This window comes from Alloscardovia venturai, assembly GCF_042676605.1.
Classification (GTDB): Bacteria; Actinomycetota; Actinomycetes; order Actinomycetales; family Bifidobacteriaceae; genus Alloscardovia; species Alloscardovia venturai.
Window position 1 is genome coordinate 379435 of record NZ_JBHTHQ010000021.1, and the last position, 16430, is coordinate 395864.

General features: G+C 46.1%; 19 protein-coding genes. 11 read left to right on the forward strand and 8 right to left on the reverse strand.

The window, feature by feature from the left end:
- Nucleotides 1-29: 29 nt before the first annotated feature.
- From rplT to ACFQY8_RS05105, 7 genes are all read right to left on the reverse strand, one after another.
- Nucleotides 30-413 carry a 50S ribosomal protein L20 gene (rplT, locus tag ACFQY8_RS05075; protein ID WP_377938810.1) on the reverse strand — a complete coding sequence of 128 codons (384 nt, stop codon included), beginning with the start codon at nucleotides 411-413 and terminating at the stop codon, nucleotides 30-32.
- Nucleotides 414-459: 46 nt separating this feature from the next.
- Nucleotides 460-654: a 50S ribosomal protein L35 gene (rpmI, locus tag ACFQY8_RS05080; protein ID WP_018143830.1), complete on the reverse strand. Its 195-nt coding sequence runs from the start codon at nucleotides 652-654 to the stop codon at nucleotides 460-462.
- Complete coding sequence (infC, locus tag ACFQY8_RS05085; RefSeq protein ID WP_377938811.1) at nucleotides 647-1426, reverse strand: translation initiation factor IF-3; 780 nt, start codon at nucleotides 1424-1426, stop codon at nucleotides 647-649. The genes rpmI and infC overlap by 8 nt, the downstream gene beginning before the upstream one ends.
- 193 nt (nucleotides 1427-1619) lie before the next feature.
- Nucleotides 1620-2795 carry an amino acid ABC transporter permease gene (locus ACFQY8_RS05090; protein ID WP_377938812.1) on the reverse strand — a complete coding sequence of 392 codons (1176 nt, stop codon included), beginning with the start codon at nucleotides 2793-2795 and terminating at the stop codon, nucleotides 1620-1622.
- Nucleotides 2792-3469, reverse strand: a complete 678-nt coding sequence (locus tag ACFQY8_RS05095) for an amino acid ABC transporter permease (protein ID WP_377938813.1) — start codon at nucleotides 3467-3469, stop codon at nucleotides 2792-2794. Before ACFQY8_RS05095 ends, ACFQY8_RS05090 begins: the two co-directional genes overlap by 4 nt.
- Before the next feature lie 3 nt (nucleotides 3470-3472).
- Nucleotides 3473-4300 (reverse strand): glutamate ABC transporter substrate-binding protein, encoded by an 828-nt coding sequence (locus ACFQY8_RS05100; protein ID WP_377938814.1) that lies wholly within the window; start codon nucleotides 4298-4300, stop codon nucleotides 3473-3475.
- A 19-nt stretch (nucleotides 4301-4319) separates the two neighbouring features.
- Nucleotides 4320-5096, reverse strand: a complete 777-nt coding sequence (locus tag ACFQY8_RS05105; RefSeq protein ID WP_377938815.1) for an amino acid ABC transporter ATP-binding protein — start codon at nucleotides 5094-5096, stop codon at nucleotides 4320-4322.
- Nucleotides 5097-5264: 168 nt separating this feature from the next.
- Here ACFQY8_RS05105 and ACFQY8_RS05110 point away from each other — a divergent pair, with 168 nt between their 5' ends.
- From ACFQY8_RS05110 to ACFQY8_RS05135, 6 genes are all read left to right on the forward strand, one after another.
- Nucleotides 5265-6038: an SGNH/GDSL hydrolase family protein gene (locus ACFQY8_RS05110; protein ID WP_377938816.1), complete on the forward strand. Its 774-nt coding sequence runs from the start codon at nucleotides 5265-5267 to the stop codon at nucleotides 6036-6038.
- A gap of 15 nt (nucleotides 6039-6053) precedes the next feature.
- Nucleotides 6054-6884, forward strand: coding sequence for a thiamine diphosphokinase (locus ACFQY8_RS05115; RefSeq protein ID WP_377938817.1), 831 nt, complete (start codon nucleotides 6054-6056; stop codon nucleotides 6882-6884).
- Between the two features lie 101 nt (nucleotides 6885-6985).
- Nucleotides 6986-8041: a type I glyceraldehyde-3-phosphate dehydrogenase gene (gap, locus tag ACFQY8_RS05120; RefSeq protein WP_377938818.1), complete on the forward strand. Its 1056-nt coding sequence runs from the start codon at nucleotides 6986-6988 to the stop codon at nucleotides 8039-8041.
- Nucleotides 8042-8213: 172 nt separating this feature from the next.
- Complete coding sequence (locus ACFQY8_RS05125; protein ID WP_377938819.1) at nucleotides 8214-8759, forward strand: aminoacyl-tRNA deacylase; 546 nt, start codon at nucleotides 8214-8216, stop codon at nucleotides 8757-8759.
- Between the two features lie 24 nt (nucleotides 8760-8783).
- Nucleotides 8784-9743, forward strand: coding sequence for an aldose 1-epimerase family protein (locus ACFQY8_RS05130; RefSeq protein WP_377938820.1), 960 nt, complete (start codon nucleotides 8784-8786; stop codon nucleotides 9741-9743).
- 63 nt (nucleotides 9744-9806) lie between these two features.
- On the forward strand, nucleotides 9807-9881 hold the full coding sequence (locus ACFQY8_RS05135) for a 50S ribosomal protein bL37 (RefSeq protein ID WP_371866622.1): 75 nt from the start codon (nucleotides 9807-9809) through the stop codon (nucleotides 9879-9881).
- A gap of 474 nt (nucleotides 9882-10355) precedes the next feature.
- On the opposite strand, the gene ACFQY8_RS05140 is transcribed toward ACFQY8_RS05135, so the two are convergent.
- A complete protein-coding gene (locus ACFQY8_RS05140; protein ID WP_377938821.1) occupies nucleotides 10356-10949 on the reverse strand; it encodes a sigma-70 family RNA polymerase sigma factor in 594 nt (197 codons plus the stop codon).
- 30 nt (nucleotides 10950-10979) lie between these two features.
- Here ACFQY8_RS05140 and ACFQY8_RS05145 point away from each other — a divergent pair, with 30 nt between their 5' ends.
- The 5 genes from ACFQY8_RS05145 to ACFQY8_RS05165 all read left to right on the forward strand — a co-directional run bounded on the left by ACFQY8_RS05145 (nucleotide 10980) and on the right by ACFQY8_RS05165 (nucleotide 16375).
- Nucleotides 10980-11759, forward strand: a complete 780-nt coding sequence (locus ACFQY8_RS05145; protein ID WP_377938822.1) for an exonuclease domain-containing protein — start codon at nucleotides 10980-10982, stop codon at nucleotides 11757-11759.
- Nucleotides 11759-13210 carry a Mur ligase family protein gene (locus tag ACFQY8_RS05150; RefSeq protein WP_377938823.1) on the forward strand — a complete coding sequence of 484 codons (1452 nt, stop codon included), beginning with the start codon at nucleotides 11759-11761 and terminating at the stop codon, nucleotides 13208-13210. Before ACFQY8_RS05145 ends, ACFQY8_RS05150 begins: the two co-directional genes overlap by 1 nt.
- Nucleotides 13211-13348: 138 nt before the next feature.
- Nucleotides 13349-14548: a carboxylate--amine ligase gene (locus tag ACFQY8_RS05155; protein WP_377939201.1), complete on the forward strand. Its 1200-nt coding sequence runs from the start codon at nucleotides 13349-13351 to the stop codon at nucleotides 14546-14548.
- Nucleotides 14548-15279 carry an amino acid racemase gene (locus ACFQY8_RS05160; RefSeq protein ID WP_377938824.1) on the forward strand — a complete coding sequence of 244 codons (732 nt, stop codon included), beginning with the start codon at nucleotides 14548-14550 and terminating at the stop codon, nucleotides 15277-15279. Before ACFQY8_RS05155 ends, ACFQY8_RS05160 begins: the two co-directional genes overlap by 1 nt.
- A 55-nt stretch (nucleotides 15280-15334) precedes the next feature.
- Nucleotides 15335-16375 carry a LacI family DNA-binding transcriptional regulator gene (locus tag ACFQY8_RS05165; protein WP_377938825.1) on the forward strand — a complete coding sequence of 347 codons (1041 nt, stop codon included), beginning with the start codon at nucleotides 15335-15337 and terminating at the stop codon, nucleotides 16373-16375.
- Nucleotides 16376-16430: the final 55 nt, after the last annotated feature.

A 16430-nucleotide genomic window follows, 5' to 3' on the forward strand; every position in this document is an offset into this window, starting at 1 on the left:
TACAGGTTAAGCCAAGTAAAGCTTAAAACTTAAGCCTCAACTGGAGCATTAACGTCAGCTGGAAGTGCTGCCTTTGCCTGCTCTACAATTGCCTTGAAAGTATCAGGATCGCTTACAGCAAGCTCAGCCAATGCACGGCGATCGAGTTCGATACCTGCAAGGCGAAGACCTTGAATGAAACGATTATAAGTAATACCCTCAGCGCGTACTGCTACGTTGATACGGGTAATCCACAACTTGCGGAAATCACCCTTACGCGCCTTACGGTCGCGGAAATTGTAGTTAAAGGAGTGAAGGAGCTGTTCCTTAGCGCGACGATACAGACGGGAACGAGTTCCGCGATAACCGCTAGCGCGTTCGAGAACAACACGACGCTTCTTATGAGCATTAACTGCGCGCTTTACACGTGCCATAAGTATTTCCTCTGCTTTCTAAAAAATCCTATTATCCAGCGCACGCTTACTTAGCGAGCATATTCTTAAGCTTCTTGCTCTGTGCTGGAGCGAGTACCTGGTCTGCTTTCAAAGCACGACGCTTACGCGCACTCTTGTGCTCCAAGTTGTGGCGCATTGCGGAACCAGCCTGCATGAGCTTGCCGGAACCGGTTACACGGATTCGCTTAGATGCAGCGGAGTTACTTTTCATCTTAGGCATTGCTGCCCTCCTTGCTTGTCGTCTTCTGGGAAGAAGTCTTTTTCGCAGTTGCGCCTGCTACTTTGCTCTGAGCCTGAGCAGCTGCCGCTGCTTCAGCCTCACGCTTAGCATTCAGGCGAGCGGCTTGACGTGCTTGACGCTCTGCACGAGACTCTGCACCACGACGGCGCTGCTCAGACTGAGTCTGAACTTTCTTGCCTTTAGGCGCGAGCACCATGATGATATTTCGGCCATCCTGCTTTGGGCGTGATTCGATGGAACCACTCTCCTGCACTTCATCAGCAAGTCGCTGGAGAAGCTCCACACCGCCCACAGGACGAGACTGCTCACGACCGCGAAGCATAATAGTGACTTTTACTTTGTCGCCACCATTAAGGAACCGCTCGACGTGACCCTTCTTGACCTCAAAATCATGGTCGTCAATCTTAAGACGGAAACGAATCTCTTTAACCTCAGCGGTGCTTTGGTTACGACGCGCTTCACGTGCCTTAATCTTTTCGTTGTACTTGTACTTACCATAGTCGATGAGCTTTGCCACCGGCGGCTTTGCGTTCGGTGCAACCTCTACTAAATCCAAATTTGCTTCTCGAGCAAGATTCAAAGCTACAGAAGTCGCGACAACGCCCACCTGTTCACCCTTCGGGCCAATCAGGCGCAGCTGTGGCGTACGAATTTCATCGTTAATACGTGGCTCGCTAATGATGTCTCCAATCGTAAAACTATGTGTGGGTACATCCCAGAGACCTCTGTCAAACATATGCAAATGCGGCATAAAATCATGCAATTCTATACACTTATAGGCACTTACCTATGGCGACCAAAGTCTGAACCCGAAGTCATAAAAAACTTCCAGGTGGGAAATTCCACTTTCTTGATTTCTCAAGCCTTTCTCATACTACCATACGCTATGACAAAAGGCAGGATTATATCCCGCCTTTTATCATCTATCTTCGTTTTCCTTCTCGCTACTTTTCGCTATTTTCAGTATCCTCTGAATCTTTCGAGCCATTCTCATCATCATACTCGTATGAGAAACGATGCGTACGAAGATGGAAATCCTCAGATAGATGGTTGGTAAACTGTTCCCACTCTGCCATCTCTACCTTGCCATCAGGATGCTTCTCATCATGCCCATGAAGGTAATGGTTGTGCTCCCAATGCTCATTATGCGCATTCGAACCATGATAATGATCAGGGTACATAGGTTCTGCACCGCCGAACGGACGAGGAGTCTTTGCAGCCTTAATCTGATTACGGTTTGTAGCATCCATCGCAGCAATTGGAGGGACAACTTCCTCTTCAACTGGTCCTGCTGTGCGATTTGCCATCCACTCCGGCATCTTCTCTGCGATACGCGAAACAATCCAACAAATAATGAAGTAGACAAAACCAGCTACAAACAGGGTCTGCAAGATATTAAAGTACATCGAGCCTAGACGACGAGACTCCTGCAGTAAGTCTGTATACAAGATAATGGATCCCAACGCAGTATCCTTCAACGCGACAACGAGCTGCGTGACCGTTGCAGGCATCATCGCAAAGATAGCCTGAGGTACCTCAATCTGAATAAGTGATTGAGTGCGAGTCAAGCCCAATGCCAGAGATGCCTCACGCTGACCACCTGGAAGATTTCCTACGCCAGAACGTACAAGCTCCGCGATAACCGAACCGTTGTACAGTATAAGTGCCAAGACCACAGCATAATATGACGAACGCTGAATACCAGCAGCTGCAAACCAACGCCAGAAAAAGACCATCATAATGAGGACCGGAACCGCACGGCAGAATTCGACAATTATGCCAGCAACCCAACGAATTGCCCAATTAGGCACGAGGCGTAAAATGCCGAAAATAAGACCAAAAATCAGCGAGCCGACAATTCCCGCTATGGCTGCCCCTAGAGTAAGCCCAAGACCTGGAAGATAGAAATCCGTCCATGCTTCTAAATCAAGTGCTGGTTTCCATAGCTGCCATGAGAGCTGGTTCTCCCCATGAGGAGGATTATGCAAACGCATGAGTATCGCAACAATGAGAGCTGCAATAAGCAACCCGGCGATCCAATTCATGATACGAATATTGCGCTTGCCTCGTGGCCCAGGTTCGTCAAAAAGAAGCTTTGTAGATGTGTCTTGATTATTCATCGACGCACCGCCAATCTATTAGACAGATATGTGGTAATCAAACCAATCGGAATAATGAGGATGGTATATCCAATGGCGAAAATTAAGAAGATTCCAATAATCTGATTTGAGTGGAACTCAATCATTGTGCTCATTAAGCTCGATGTCTCAGTTGCTACAGACGCTGCTGCTGCGACGGTGGAATTCTTTAAGAGCGCGATTAAAGTATTTCCTAATGGAGCCACAGCGCCGCGGATTGCCTGAGGCAAAATAATCTGCGTAGCAGACTGCATAAAGTTAAGTCCCAGAGCACGAGATGCTTCAGCTTGACCTATCGGCACAGTATTGATACCACTTCGCAGTGATTCACAGACAAAAGCTGCCGTGTAAATCCCTAATCCGACTATTGCGAGCCAGAAGAAGTTGATACTAAACGTGTCAGAAAAGCTAATTTTGAGCTGACCAAATGCACCAAGCACCATAAATACCATAATGATCGTTAGTGGCATATTCTTGAAAAACTCACAGTATGCGGCAGCGAATCCTCTCAGAGAGGATATAGGGCTAATGCGTATCATAATCAAAATTATGCCGAGAAGAGTAGCGATAACGGCTGCCCAAAAGGTAAGCTGAATATTTACCAAAAACGCGCCTAGCACGTCGTACTCTTTAAAGAGTCCCCAAAACTCATTCATCTTTTACTCACCTTCCTTTGCTGTTGGAGGGTTGTACTTCGTATTAGGAGTGAAACCTGTGCCTGATGTATTGTCCTTAATGGCTTGATTCCATGCGCCAGTTTTTATCATGTCATTAATGGCGGCATTGATTTTCTTCGCAAGAGCTTTATCACCCTTATGAATTCCTACGCCATAATATTCCTGCGTAAATGGGCGTCCCACAAGCTTCAAACGTCCTCTCGAATTTGATGCAAGACCAGCCAAAATAATGTCATCTGTCGTTACTGCATCCACGATGCCAGAAAATAATGCCGTAGCACACTCAGCATAGCTTGGCTGTTCCATGAGCTGGACTTTATTGGAGTATCGCTCCTTAATCACCGTCGCAGACGTGGAACCGGTTACCGAGCATAACCTTTTACCATTGAGGTCTTGCGGACCTTTGATAGTCGTATTATCTGAACGTACCAATAGGTCTTGTCCAGCCACCAAGTATGGCCCGGCAAAGCTTACTGTCTTCTTACGGTCGTCGGTGATGGAATACGATGCTAAAATCATATCGACGTCCCTATTTTGCAACATAGCTTCGCGTTGTTTTGAAGGCGCTTCTTTCCAGATAATTTCGTAATCTTTATAGCCCAAGTAATGAGCGATGTACCGAGCAACTGTCACATCAAAGCCCGTGTAGGTGCCACCTTTTTTGAATCCAACGCCCGGCTGATCATACTTAATCCCAATTGAGATGGTATGCGAACTTCCACTTTTTTGACTTGCGCCGCATGCTCCAAGCGTAATCACGCTTACAGCGACGACAGCGAGAGCCATCAGCTTCGTCAGTATTTTCTTCATAGTCCCCTCCTGCCTACACTTAGTGCTTGAGTATCTTGGACAAAAAGTCTTTAGCACGATCAGTTTGAGGATTTTCAAAGAACTCTTCAGGCGTACCGGATTCAAGAATCTTGCCATCAGCCATAAATACGATGGAGTCAGCGACTTGACGAGCAAAACCCATCTCATGAGTGACACAAATCATCGTCATACCTTCATGAGCAAGCTCGCTCATGGTATCAAGGACCTCATTCACCATTTCAGGATCAAGAGCTGACGTTGGCTCATCAAAGAGCATTACTTTAGGATGCATCGCAAGCGCACGCGCTATAGCTACACGCTGCTGCTGACCACCTGAAAGTTGGGCGGGCATCTTAGATGCTTGGGAGTCTACACCCACGCGCGCGAGGAGCTCCATAGCCTCATCTTCAGCTTCTTGCTTAGACATATGTCGAACTTTCATAGGTGCTAACGTCACATTTTGCAAAATTGTTTTGTTTGCAAAGAGGTTAAACTGCTGGAAAACCATCCCAACTTCAGCACGCAAGTTTGCTAAGTCCTTGCCCTCCTCTGGCAAAGGCTCACCGTCGATACGGATCACGCCAGAATCAATGGTCTCCAACCGATTGATAGTGCGACACATAGTGGATTTACCGGAGCCGGATGGCCCCAGAACCACCATGACCTGCCCCTTGCCGACTTTAAGATTAATATTTTTCAGGACGTGAAGGTCGCCGTAATGCTTTTCCACGTGACTGAGTTCTACCAGTGGATTTACTATATCTTCACCCACATGAACACTCTTTGAACTAGCCATGGTGCCTTCCTTTCTATGATGCATATGTTTAGAGGATATATATGCATACGTTACATTTATGTGATTATTGTAATAGGTATGTGTCCATATTTACGCATTCAACGAATGCAAATGAACTCTATATAGACATAGTTTCATTTTGTCGAGAATTTCTTCAAAAATAAAATTATGGCAAAGAAGGATTACGGTAATACGACTCGTGCTCTCGCATACATCGAGGCTATGTGGGCAAAAAATCACATACATCTCGCGCAAGAACCTTGTGGATCACGTTCAGGAGTTGCATCATTTGTTTCTCCTGAAGGCGTAGATTCTCTCTTTCCACCTTTGAATATCGCAATGGTCGGCGACTCTATGTCCGTCGGCTGTGGTGTATCGCGTCAAGAAGATGGCTTAGTACCAGATATCGCGCGCGAACTCAGTAGTTACATGGAGCGTGACGTGCGCTGGCAGACCTTTGGAAAGCTCGGCGCGACGATGCGACGTGTACGTTTTCGTCTCATGACAGACGTACACGATGCGCTAGAAAAACGTCCGTTCGATTCTTTTGATATTCTTTACATTTGTGCCGGGTCAAACGACTTGATGGCTCAGCGTTCCGTAATAGAATTTACGGAAGACTTGAAAGAAGTTCTTGATATGGCACTTCCACTTTCTCAAAAAGTCATCGTATTATCTCCCGGTCAACTCTATAAAAGCCCCTCATTGGGACCACATCTAAGACGTATACTCTTCTACAGGTCCGAAAAGATAACGGAAGCTAGTACTCATCTGTGCACGTCAATGGAAGTGCAATATATCAATATGACTCATGAAGATGTAGGAACAAATAATGCTGGTTTCTATGCTTCTGATAATTTCCATCCAAGCGCGTACGGATATAGTGTCATGGCACAGCGCATAGCACAAATGACTATGACGCAGCACAACGCTACCAAATAGTAGAAATGGTAGTATATGAGTTATATGAACAGCAACGATTCTTCTTTGCCGCACCTCTCTGATACGCCCATGCAGTTGCCCGGCGCTAAACGTGCCATCATCTTTGGTGCCGGAAGTTACTACGATGAGATGCCCTTTGTACCCGCCGATGCTTTAGTTATCGCGGCAGATGGCGGTTATGATCACGTTATTTCTTTGGGCATTACGCCACACGCTTTCATTGGTGACATGGATTCTGTCCTCGAGGATATCCCTCAAGCTACAACTACTACAGTTATCAAGCTTTCTCGTGAAAAAGATGATACAGACGTCCTTGCTGCAGTGCGCTATGCGTGGAATCTTGGTATTCGCGAATTTGAATTCTTTGGAATTTTAGGCGGACGCATTGATCATTCACTTGCAAATATCCACGTTGCCGCTCGTATCGCATCGCATGGGGGTATTGCTTTCCTCCACGGTGATCATACTATTACCACGGTCATCACGGATGCAGTTATGACCTTCCCAGCTGGCTATGTGGCAGCAGGGCGCTATATCTCGATTCTGTCCCATTCCTCAATAAGCGAACACGTCAGTATCCAGGGTTTGAAGTATTGCATCGATGATGTACGTATGACGAATATCTCCCCTATCGGCGTCAGCAATGAATTCCTTCCTGATACGCCTGCCACTATAGCCGTAGAGGGAGGAAGCCTCATCATCGTCTATCCAAGTGAAGCTCCTACACCCCATATCCTCAGTGAAATTAAGCCTTCAAAGGATTTCGGCGCTCTTACCACGTCCCCGTCATCTCACCTCTCAGAACTGAAACAAAACTCTCCACGCCGCGGACGGCACGCTGCTTAATTTCCCGCTACTTCGTACATGCTGCGCATTAAACTTAAAGGCGTTGGCAATAAGCCTGTTGTGGTTAAACTGCCGCAACATAAACTCAAGGAAGTAATTACATGACAGTAAAGATTGGTATTAACGGTTTTGGCCGTATCGGTCGTCTTGCTTTCCGTCGTATTCTCGAGCTCCAGAATCGCGGCAACGAAGCTAGTGACATTGAAGTTGCAGCAATCAACGATTTGACCACCCCATCTATGCTTGCATATTTGCTCAAGTACGACTCTTCTCAGGGTCCATTCAAGCATGATGATGGCACAGCATACGAGATTTCTGCTACGGATACTGCTCTCGTCGTGGATGGTAAGGAATACCCAGTATATGCAGAGCGCGATGCACGTGATCTCAAGTGGGTTGCAAACGATGGCGTTGAGTTCGTTCTTGAATGCACTGGTTTCTACACCTCTGCTGAAAAGTCCCAGGCTCACATCGATGCTGGCGCAAAGAAGGTCCTCATCTCCGCTCCAGCAAAGGATGACGTAACTCCTACCGTCGTCTATGGTGTAAATCATGAGATTCTCAAGCCAACAGACAACATCGTATCTGCAGGTTCCTGCACTACAAATTCCATGGCTGCAATGGTTAAGCTCCTCGACGAGAAGTGGGGCATTGAAGTTGGTTTCATGACCACTATCCACGCATACACCGGTACTCAGATGATTCTTGATGGTCCTCGTGGCAAGAACGGTCGTTCTAATCGTTCTGCAGCTGTAAACACCATTCCTCATAGCACTGGTGCTGCAAAGGCTATCGGTAAGGTAGTTCCTTCTGTAGATGGCAAGCTTCAGGGTCATGCTCAGCGTGTTCAGGTTCCAGATGGATCCATCACTGAGCTCACTACTCAGCTTCGCGAGAAGGTAACCGCTGAGGAAATTAACGCAGCCTTCAAGGAAGCTTTCTCTAACACTGATTACTACGGCTACAACGAGGATGGTATCGTTTCTTCCGATATCATCGGCGACACCCACGGTGGTGTCTTCGACCCAACTCAGACCGTAGTAAACACTGCTGGCGACAAGCAGCTCGTACAGACCGTAGCATTCTACGATAACGAGTATGGTTTCACTTCTAACATGATTCGTACTCTCGAATACTTCGCAGAAATTTCTGAGTAGTTTTCGTAACTGACAAATAGTTAGAGTTTTTAGGCCTCATCCGTATGGATGGGGCTTTTCTATATCCTTTTTATGAAAGCCGACAGTATCCTAACTTCGTACTCTAACTTTGCCAGAGATATCCGCTCAATGCAAAGCTGCAGTTCGGTAAATGAGTGTATTCTTTGAGCATATGGGACATAAGAAAAGGAAAACAACTGAAAATTCTGTCGGCGTAGGTACTCCAGCTCTTATGCAATTGGAAGAGGCAGGCATTAGTTTTACCATATACACGTATAAGCATGATACTCTGCATGAGACTGAGGGATTCGGCCTCGAAGGTGCTGCTCAGATAGATAAAGACCCAAATTCCATGTACAAAACGCTCTTAGTGGATATCGGAGAACGCCCTGGACACGATTTAGTGACAGCAGTAGTACCCGTGACTTGCCATCTCAATCTTAAACAATTAGCTGCAACTGTTGGAGTAAAGAAAGCACAAATGGCTGACCCTGACGTTGCACAAAAACAGACTGGTTACGTGGTTGGAGGCATCTCTCCTCTCGGCCAAAAAATGAAGCATGTCACAGTTCTCGATGAAAGCATGCTCAATTTCGAGGAGGTCCTCATCTCTGGTGGTCGTCGCGGATTGAGCGTAGGTGTCAGTCCACTGGAACTTCAGGAACTGCTTGGTGCTAAAATTGCTCCTATTGCGGCTCAAGGATCGCACCCACTATAAAAAAGAAAACCAAAGAAGGTAAACATGACTCGCACACTGCCACATTGGGTAGGAAACGAATACACAATTCATGCTGGTGACTACAGCGCCGTTATCACCGAACAAGGTGCCGGATTGGAACGTTTGGACTGGAACGGTAAGGAACTTATTGTCCCATTTGACCCAGATGACCCAGTTTCTGCATGCCGCGGTCAGCTCCTCATTCCGTACCCTAACCGGATTGAAGATGGAGAGTATGAGTTTGAAGGAAATAAATATCTTTTCCCTATCGACGAGCACGAACGTAATAATTCAATCCACGGCCTCGGCTACCGCTATCCTTGGAAACTTGTTTCCCTCACTGACAGTAGTATCACGTTGAGCTGGCGTACTCCAAACTTGGCTTCTTACCCATTTGATTTATATGTAGAAACAACATACACGGTTGATGCCGAAGCGGGATTAAGCGTTACCGTAAGCGCATGCAACAACGATAAGAAGAATGCTCCATGGGCACTTGCTCAGCATCCTTGGCTCGCTAACGGCGAGCATCACACCACTACTGAGGAGATTGAGGCAGACAATGCGGCTTGTCGTCTCACTATTCCAGCAAAAACTCACGTCATCGCAAGTGAGCGACTTCTTCCAGCCGGTCTTGAAGACGTAGAAGGCACACGTTTTGACTTACGTCATGGAAACGAACTTGGCATGCAAGAGTTCGATGATGCGTGGACTGATGTCGAGTATAATGCGCAGGGCACCGTTACTGCCACATTCCTTCGCCCCGATGGCGTAGAAATAAGTCTCAGCGGTGACAAAACTATTACGTCGTTCCAAGTATGCAATGGATATGGTTGGGATGCAGAAAAGAAGCCACAAGGTGTAGCGGTCGAACCACAAACTGCATACGCAAATGCATTCCGTAGCGGTAAAGATCTCATAGTTATCAAGCCAGGCGAGACAAGCTCCACTACTCTCACATACAGCGCGCGTATGGCTCATTAGTGCCGTAGCCGTCGTCAGTGTATGAGATACTGTACAGGTACTTTTCTAGAAAAGGAGTTTACCATGGGTAAGCGTGGACGCATGCGTCGTGAACGCCGTAAGAAGGGCGCAAATCACGGCAAGAGGCCAAATGCATAAGCCTCACTGATTCATTTCAGTAGCGAATATTATATTAAAGAGGACACCTGTAAAGATGTCCTCTTTATCATATTATCTGCTTTATCTGTGCTGTTACTATTACGCTATCACGCTGTCATATACACTATCAATTCTAGTCACACATGCAGTCGATACACTCATGTAGTCGGTCATATAACGATGCCGGCGCGCAATCAGGTCTCAAACAATTTTTGATGGCAGCAATCATATCCCGCTCCATCTGATCACAACACGTGTTAGGATCAAAACATTCCTCTGCACCGACAGTTGAGATAGTGATATCTGCAACTGCCGCGCTATAAACATTATTTAAATCCACACGAGTGTATCGGTTTACCATAACTGAATTTCCACAACTAAAATCGCGGCTCACCGTCACTACACGGTGTGAACGCACATAAGTACTCATATTTTCCCCTGACCTCACATATCTATTCTTTATAACTGCCGGTATTAATTTTTATTACGATTCTTCTCAGTGAGCGAAAAGCCTCGTTCTTTTGCATAATTCTCTAGCTCCGCCTTGAGCTGTGTGCGAGCGCGATTAAGGCGACTCATAACTGTACCAATTTTTACACCTTGCTCGTCTGCTACTTGCTGGTAGCTCTTCCCATCAATCGCCGCGGATATAAAGACTTCTCGACGTTCTGGAGAGAGTTTGTTGAGCGCTGCGATAATTTCTTCCGGAGGAAAAGCATCCATAAAAGTCTGCTCTGCAGATTTAAGTCCTTCTGATGAATGCTCTGACGCAGAGTAAATATCCCAATCATCGTACTCACCAGTGGAATTGTTGGCACGCTGCGGACGCCGCTTCGCTTTTTGATACTGATTAAAGTAGAGGTTGCGTTCAATCGTCGTCATCCACGCAGCAAAATTTGTCCCCTGCTCGAAAGAGTCAAAATTCTTAAAACCGCGCTCAAACGTGTCTTGAACGAGGTCTTGTGCATCTTCAGGGCTATTCGTCAGTTTCATAGCGAAACGATACAGCTGATCAACTATGGGCATAGCCTGTGATTCAAACTGTTCTCGTTTGGTCTTCAATGTCATACGTCTTATTGTGGCACGATAATGGTACGCATGACTTCTTTGCTGGATGCAATTAACGCAATTGACACACAACCTTTAGATACTCCTTTGCGTAGTACATATATTCTCGGCTTTGACACGGAAACTACTGGTACACGCTACGGTTCTGACGCTATAGTTTCCGCCTGCCTCGTGCTGCGCAATCCATCTACTGGTTTTGACGGCGATGTCATAGGATACTGGGAAATTAATCCTGGAATTCCTATGGACCCCTATGCTTCGAAGGTCAATGGCTTTACCGACGAATATCTTCAAGCACATGGACGTGAGCAAAGGGCTGCTATCAAAGAGATTTCTCACGCTATCGTCACTGCTCAACTTAAAAATATTCCTCTTCTTGCGTATAACGCTCCATTTGACATTGCTATGCTCAACGGAGATTTGAAACGCATCGGTATGGCAGATCTCACTACTACAATTAACGATACCGATGATGAGACTTTTCTTAGTGGTGCAACGAAAGAACTCTTAGTCATTGATCCGCTTATCATAGACCGCGAGGTAAGCAAGCGTAAAGGAAAACACAAGCTCATTGACACTACTGAATACTATGGCGTACAACCTCACGGCTCATTCCATGATGCTACAGCAGACACCATAGCAGCGGTAGATCTCATCGAACCTATGAGTCGACTTTTTGACGAAGTCGGTCAACTCCAACTCAAAGATTTGATGTCGTATCAGCGCACCAGCTACAATGCGTGGAAGAAGAATTTTAACGGGTGGCTGGAAAATCAAGGTCGCATGCCTATAAGAGGAAGTTGGTTGTAATGGCTCAGATTACTGTACGTGAAGTCCTCAGCGTTCTCGAGGATGATAATCTTCTCATTTCCATGCCTTCCCACTACGAGGATGTCACTTTTGACAATGTCACCTACGCAAGTTCTGAGGTGACTACTTCGTCGCTGCTAGTTTGTAAAGGAAACTTTAAAGATACATATATGAGTGATGCTTCTTCGCGAGGCTTGCTCTGGTACGTAGCTGACCGTAAGTTCGACCCACACTATGCTGGTACCGCTCAGGCTATTATCGTTTCTGATACTCGCAAAGCTCTAGCGCTCATTGCACAAGCATTCTATGATTATCCTCAAAATGACCTTGTCACCGTAGGAATTACGGGGACAAAAGGGAAAAGTACTACAACGTACTTCGTGCACGCAGTATTAAATCAGTATTTCACTAACAAGGTTGCTTTGATTTCCTCTGTGGATAACTGTATTGACGGTGTCACATATGTTGAATCTAACTTGACAACCCCAGAATCTCTCGACTTGTATCGCATGCTTCGACAGGCGGTAGATGCTGGTCTTACACATGCAGTTATTGAGGTGTCTTCGCAAGCCTACAAGGTAGATCGTGTATACAAGCTTCACTTTAATGTAGGAGCCTTCCTCAACATCTTCCCTGACCACATTTCCCCCATCGAGCATCCAAGCTTTGACGACTATTTCGCATGCAAACGTCAGATTATTTTTAATAGCGACTCTATGGTCATCGGCGCAGATATCCAACATCGTGATGTCATCGAATCTGATGTGACCAAAGCAGGTATCACAGCTACCTATTTCAAGCCATCTGACGTCGACCGCAACGTTGTCAAACTTGCAATTCCTGGTGAATTCAACTATGCAAATGCTGCTGCTGCATTAGCCATCGCACGTGCGCTCGGTGTCCCCGTCAATCATGATGCTGAAGCTGCGATGAACACTATTCGTATCTCAGGGCGTATGGAAGTTTTCCATGGCGCGGGAAATGATTCTCACATTCATGTCATCGTGGACTACGCTCATAATGGAATAAGCACTACTTCCCTTCTCGATTATGTCTATTCCACATATGATGTACGCAATGCGACGATTACACTGATTACAGGCTCAGCAGGAAATAAAGCGTACAATCGCCGTAAGGAAATAGTCGAAGCTGCACAGAGCCGTATTTCCCGCTTTGTCTTTACGACTGAGGATACCAATACTGAGCCAAACACTGACATCGTCGCTCATATGATTGATGCAATAACCGACAAGAATGTGACATACGATGTCGTGTTGGATCGCTCGCAAGCCATTGAAAAAGCTATCGAACAGGCGCGTAAGCAAGTAGATAAACTTGCTATTATCCTCATCATCGGCAAAGGCAATGAGCGTTGGATTAAAAACAGAAATAAGCACATACCGTATGAAGGCGACGATCATGCCGTCAAGCGTATCCTTGGCCTGCTTTAGTGGCCTTAAGATACGCACATGCGCCTACAATGGGCGGGATACATGACAAAATATTATGAAGGACTATAAGTGAGCACAGTGAGTACTACAACTGATTTTGAACCAATCCTTTTAGGCTCTGACATCAATGTTTATGGGATGGCTCGCGCGTTTCACAGTACATACGGCAAAAAAGTTAGCGCATTTGCGCATCAACAGTTAGCTCCAACGCGCTTTTCAAAAATTGTGCATGTCACTACTATTCCTCATTTCGATGAGCCAGACACGTTTGCGCGTACACTTATCTCCTACGCTCAGCAAAGTAAGACGACTGCACCTGATAAGAAACTTCTTCTCGTCCCTTGTGGCGATTTGTATGCGCGGCTCATCGCTGAAACGCGTGAACAGATTAAAGAGTATTACCTGTTTACTGGTGTCGATGCAGAAATGGAAAAAAGACTGAGCACGAAAAATACTTTCTATGAATTGTGCGCTCAGTATGACATTCCTCATCCACTGACCTATGTCCTCTCCCGCGCACAATACAAGAATGGGGAAAACATCGAACTCCCATTTGACTTCCCTATCGCACTCAAACCGGCTAACAGCGTGGAATACTTGGATATTCATTTCGAAGGACGCGAGAAAGCGTATATCATCGAAACGCACGAACGCATGATGGATATCATTTCTCGGATATATGATGCAGGGTATACATCAGAAATCATCATCCAGGACTTCATCCCTGGTGATGATTCACGTATGCGTGTACTCAATGCATATGTAGACCAGAATAGTCATGTACGTATGATGATGTTGGGACACCCTCTTCTCGAAGACCCATCCCCAGTAGCAAAAGGAAACTATTCCGTCATTATCCCTGACTATAACGACGAGGTCTTTGCACACGTCAAGAAGTTCCTTGAAGCAATTCACTATCGCGGTTTTGCGAACTTTGATATGAAGTATGATGAGCGTGACGGTCAGTATAAACTCTTTGAGATTAATCTTCGCCAAGGCCGTTCAAGTTTCTTCGTCACTTTGAATGGCGCAAATCTTGCACAATACCTCACTGAAGATTTAGTCTTTAACAAACCATTCGACCCCGAAACTGACCATGTCACCTACGTTCACGGTGAAAAGGTATGGATGGAAATTCCACGTTCCATCTTCTCGACATACGTTGCAGACAATGACTATAAGACACAAGCAGAAAACATGATTTCCGTAGGAAATTGGGGAACGACTCTGTGGTACGACAAAGACAAAAACCCATTACGCTGGCTTCTCATCCGACGCATATATTCACTTTATAAGAAAAGCTACGCGCAGTATTTCACAGCAAAGGATCAGCTCTAATGCGGAATTTCTTTACAGTGCTTGGAGGTATGGGTACCACTGCTACAGAGAGTTTCATTCATGGCGTTAATACTCGAGTAGAGGCACACAAAGATCAAGACTGGCCTAACTATCTCGTTTTTAACCACGCTTCTATGCCTGATCGTACTGCCTATATCACGGGAGAAAGTGACGTTTCCCCCGTCCCAGAGCTCCTTGAAGATATCAGGCAAGCAGATGCGCTAGGCACTGATTTTATCGTACTCACATGCAACACTGCGCATTACTTTTATGATGAATTGCAAAATGCCACGCAAAAGCCAATTCTTCATATGCCCCACATTGCTGTAGAGGCTCTTGCCAAACTCTCGCGTGATAACGAGCCAATTCATCGTGTAGGTCTTCTTGCGACTGTTGGTTCCATGAAGGCAGGCGTATATGAGCGAGAGATTACGCGAGCAGGGTATGAATTCGTCGCTCCTGAGCCACAGCTGCAAGCTCGCATTACCTCGCTCATCTACGATGATGTTAAGGGGAACAACGGCCTCAACGAAGCGCGATATATACGAGTGCTCCACGACATGCTCTACAAGCACAATTTGGATGCTGTGATTTTAGGCTGCACAGAGCTGTCTGTCTTAAATGAACATTTCCCTCGTCCTGAGCTCAACGTCATCGACGCTCAACTTGAAACTATCTATAAGACCATTGAGCTCAGTACCGCCTCTGCACTCGCATCCGCATCCAGATAGACAGACGACATATAGACAAACTACCCATCCACACTATCTGTATCAAGGACATACTATGGCGACGTTAAAAGAAATCTCACTCAAAGCAGGAGTTTCGGTATCCACAGTGTCCTTAGTTCTCAACAATCGCGATGCCGGTCGTGTCAAGGCCCACATAGCTGAACGCGTACGCAAAGTCGCACAAGATTTAGGATACCATCCCAATCTCATGGCTCGTGGTTTACGCACAAATCACACACGCATACTCGGATTCCTGAGCGAAGAAGTAGCCACAACGCCATATGCCGGCGGCATGATTCTTGGAGCGCAAGAAGCTGCACGGAAAAACGGATATGTGCTTATCACTGTCTCGACAGACGGAGAAAATTCAGAAGATGCTGAGATTGCTGTACTTGAACGCTATGGAGTAGATGGCTTCTTCTACGCAAAGATGTCGAATCGTTTCACCACCGTTCCTTCTCGCCTAAGTAATTATCCTGTAGTGCTCCTTGATGCTGTCGACTCTCATAATACCGTGACGAGTATTACACCAAACGAGCTTCTCATCGGTTATGACGCGACGAAAAAACTCATTGATGCTGGATGTACACGTATAGCCTATATCGGATGCAGCGAGCCAATGCTAGCGCAAGGAAAACGTCTTGAAGGCTATAAAAAAGCACTGACAGAGGCTAAGCTGCCCATCGATGAGAACCTTATCATCAATGTTTTTAATAATGGTCCTGCACTTCACGCTGTGGAAAAACTTATGTGCACATACAATCCTGACGGATATTTCTGCTTTAATGACGCGAGAGCATGGTATGTCTATGAATCTGCTGCCCGTTCCGGTCTCACTATTGGACGTGACATTAGCGTCGTCGGCGTGGATAATCACCGTGTACTCGCAGAAACGCTCTCTCCTCAACTGACCACAGTTGAACTTCCTCACTATGAAATGGGATATTGGGCCGCATGCAAACTCATCTCTATGATAGAAGACTGCGATACCTCAAAGTTTGCTCTACCCTCTACTCGTTCTCCGTTACCTTCTCTCGCGAATAACGGCACGGTTACCATTCATTGTGCACTTATTGATAAGGAATCCGTTCAGTAGAGCGTTATAAGTAAAGCTTTTTTCTCTTTCGCCTACTCATTTAACTCTTCAGACA

What these genes read in the sequence shown, in the direction of transcription:
- rpmI (WP_018143830.1), bottom strand. Translation starts at nt 654, where the DNA reads ATGCCTAAGATGAAAAGTAACTCCGCTGCATCTAAGCGAATCCGTGTA.
- infC (WP_377938811.1), bottom strand. Translation starts at nt 1,426, where the DNA reads ATGCCGCATTTGCATATGTTTGACAGAGGTCTCTGGGATGTACCCACA.
- rplT (WP_377938810.1), bottom strand. Translation starts at nt 413, where the DNA reads ATGGCACGTGTAAAGCGCGCAGTTAATGCTCATAAGAAGCGTCGTGTT.
- ACFQY8_RS05115 (WP_377938817.1), top strand. Translation starts at nt 6,054, where the DNA reads ATGAGTTATATGAACAGCAACGATTCTTCTTTGCCGCACCTCTCTGAT.
- gap (WP_377938818.1), top strand. Translation starts at nt 6,986, where the DNA reads ATGACAGTAAAGATTGGTATTAACGGTTTTGGCCGTATCGGTCGTCTT.
- ACFQY8_RS05095 (WP_377938813.1), bottom strand. Translation starts at nt 3,469, where the DNA reads ATGAATGAGTTTTGGGGACTCTTTAAAGAGTACGACGTGCTAGGCGCG.
- ACFQY8_RS05125 (WP_377938819.1), top strand. Translation starts at nt 8,214, where the DNA reads ATGGGACATAAGAAAAGGAAAACAACTGAAAATTCTGTCGGCGTAGGT.
- ACFQY8_RS05100 (WP_377938814.1), bottom strand. Translation starts at nt 4,300, where the DNA reads ATGAAGAAAATACTGACGAAGCTGATGGCTCTCGCTGTCGTCGCTGTA.
- ACFQY8_RS05140 (WP_377938821.1), bottom strand. Translation starts at nt 10,949, where the DNA reads ATGACATTGAAGACCAAACGAGAACAGTTTGAATCACAGGCTATGCCC.
- ACFQY8_RS05145 (WP_377938822.1), top strand. Translation starts at nt 10,980, where the DNA reads ATGACTTCTTTGCTGGATGCAATTAACGCAATTGACACACAACCTTTA.
- ACFQY8_RS05110 (WP_377938816.1), top strand. Translation starts at nt 5,265, where the DNA reads ATGGCAAAGAAGGATTACGGTAATACGACTCGTGCTCTCGCATACATC.
- ACFQY8_RS05105 (WP_377938815.1), bottom strand. Translation starts at nt 5,096, where the DNA reads ATGGCTAGTTCAAAGAGTGTTCATGTGGGTGAAGATATAGTAAATCCA.
- ACFQY8_RS05160 (WP_377938824.1), top strand. Translation starts at nt 14,548, where the DNA reads ATGCGGAATTTCTTTACAGTGCTTGGAGGTATGGGTACCACTGCTACA.
- ACFQY8_RS05130 (WP_377938820.1), top strand. Translation starts at nt 8,784, where the DNA reads ATGACTCGCACACTGCCACATTGGGTAGGAAACGAATACACAATTCAT.
- ACFQY8_RS05165 (WP_377938825.1), top strand. Translation starts at nt 15,335, where the DNA reads ATGGCGACGTTAAAAGAAATCTCACTCAAAGCAGGAGTTTCGGTATCC.
- ACFQY8_RS05155 (WP_377939201.1), top strand. Translation starts at nt 13,349, where the DNA reads ATGGCTCGCGCGTTTCACAGTACATACGGCAAAAAAGTTAGCGCATTT.
- ACFQY8_RS05090 (WP_377938812.1), bottom strand. Translation starts at nt 2,795, where the DNA reads ATGAATAATCAAGACACATCTACAAAGCTTCTTTTTGACGAACCTGGG.
- ACFQY8_RS05150 (WP_377938823.1), top strand. Translation starts at nt 11,759, where the DNA reads ATGGCTCAGATTACTGTACGTGAAGTCCTCAGCGTTCTCGAGGATGAT.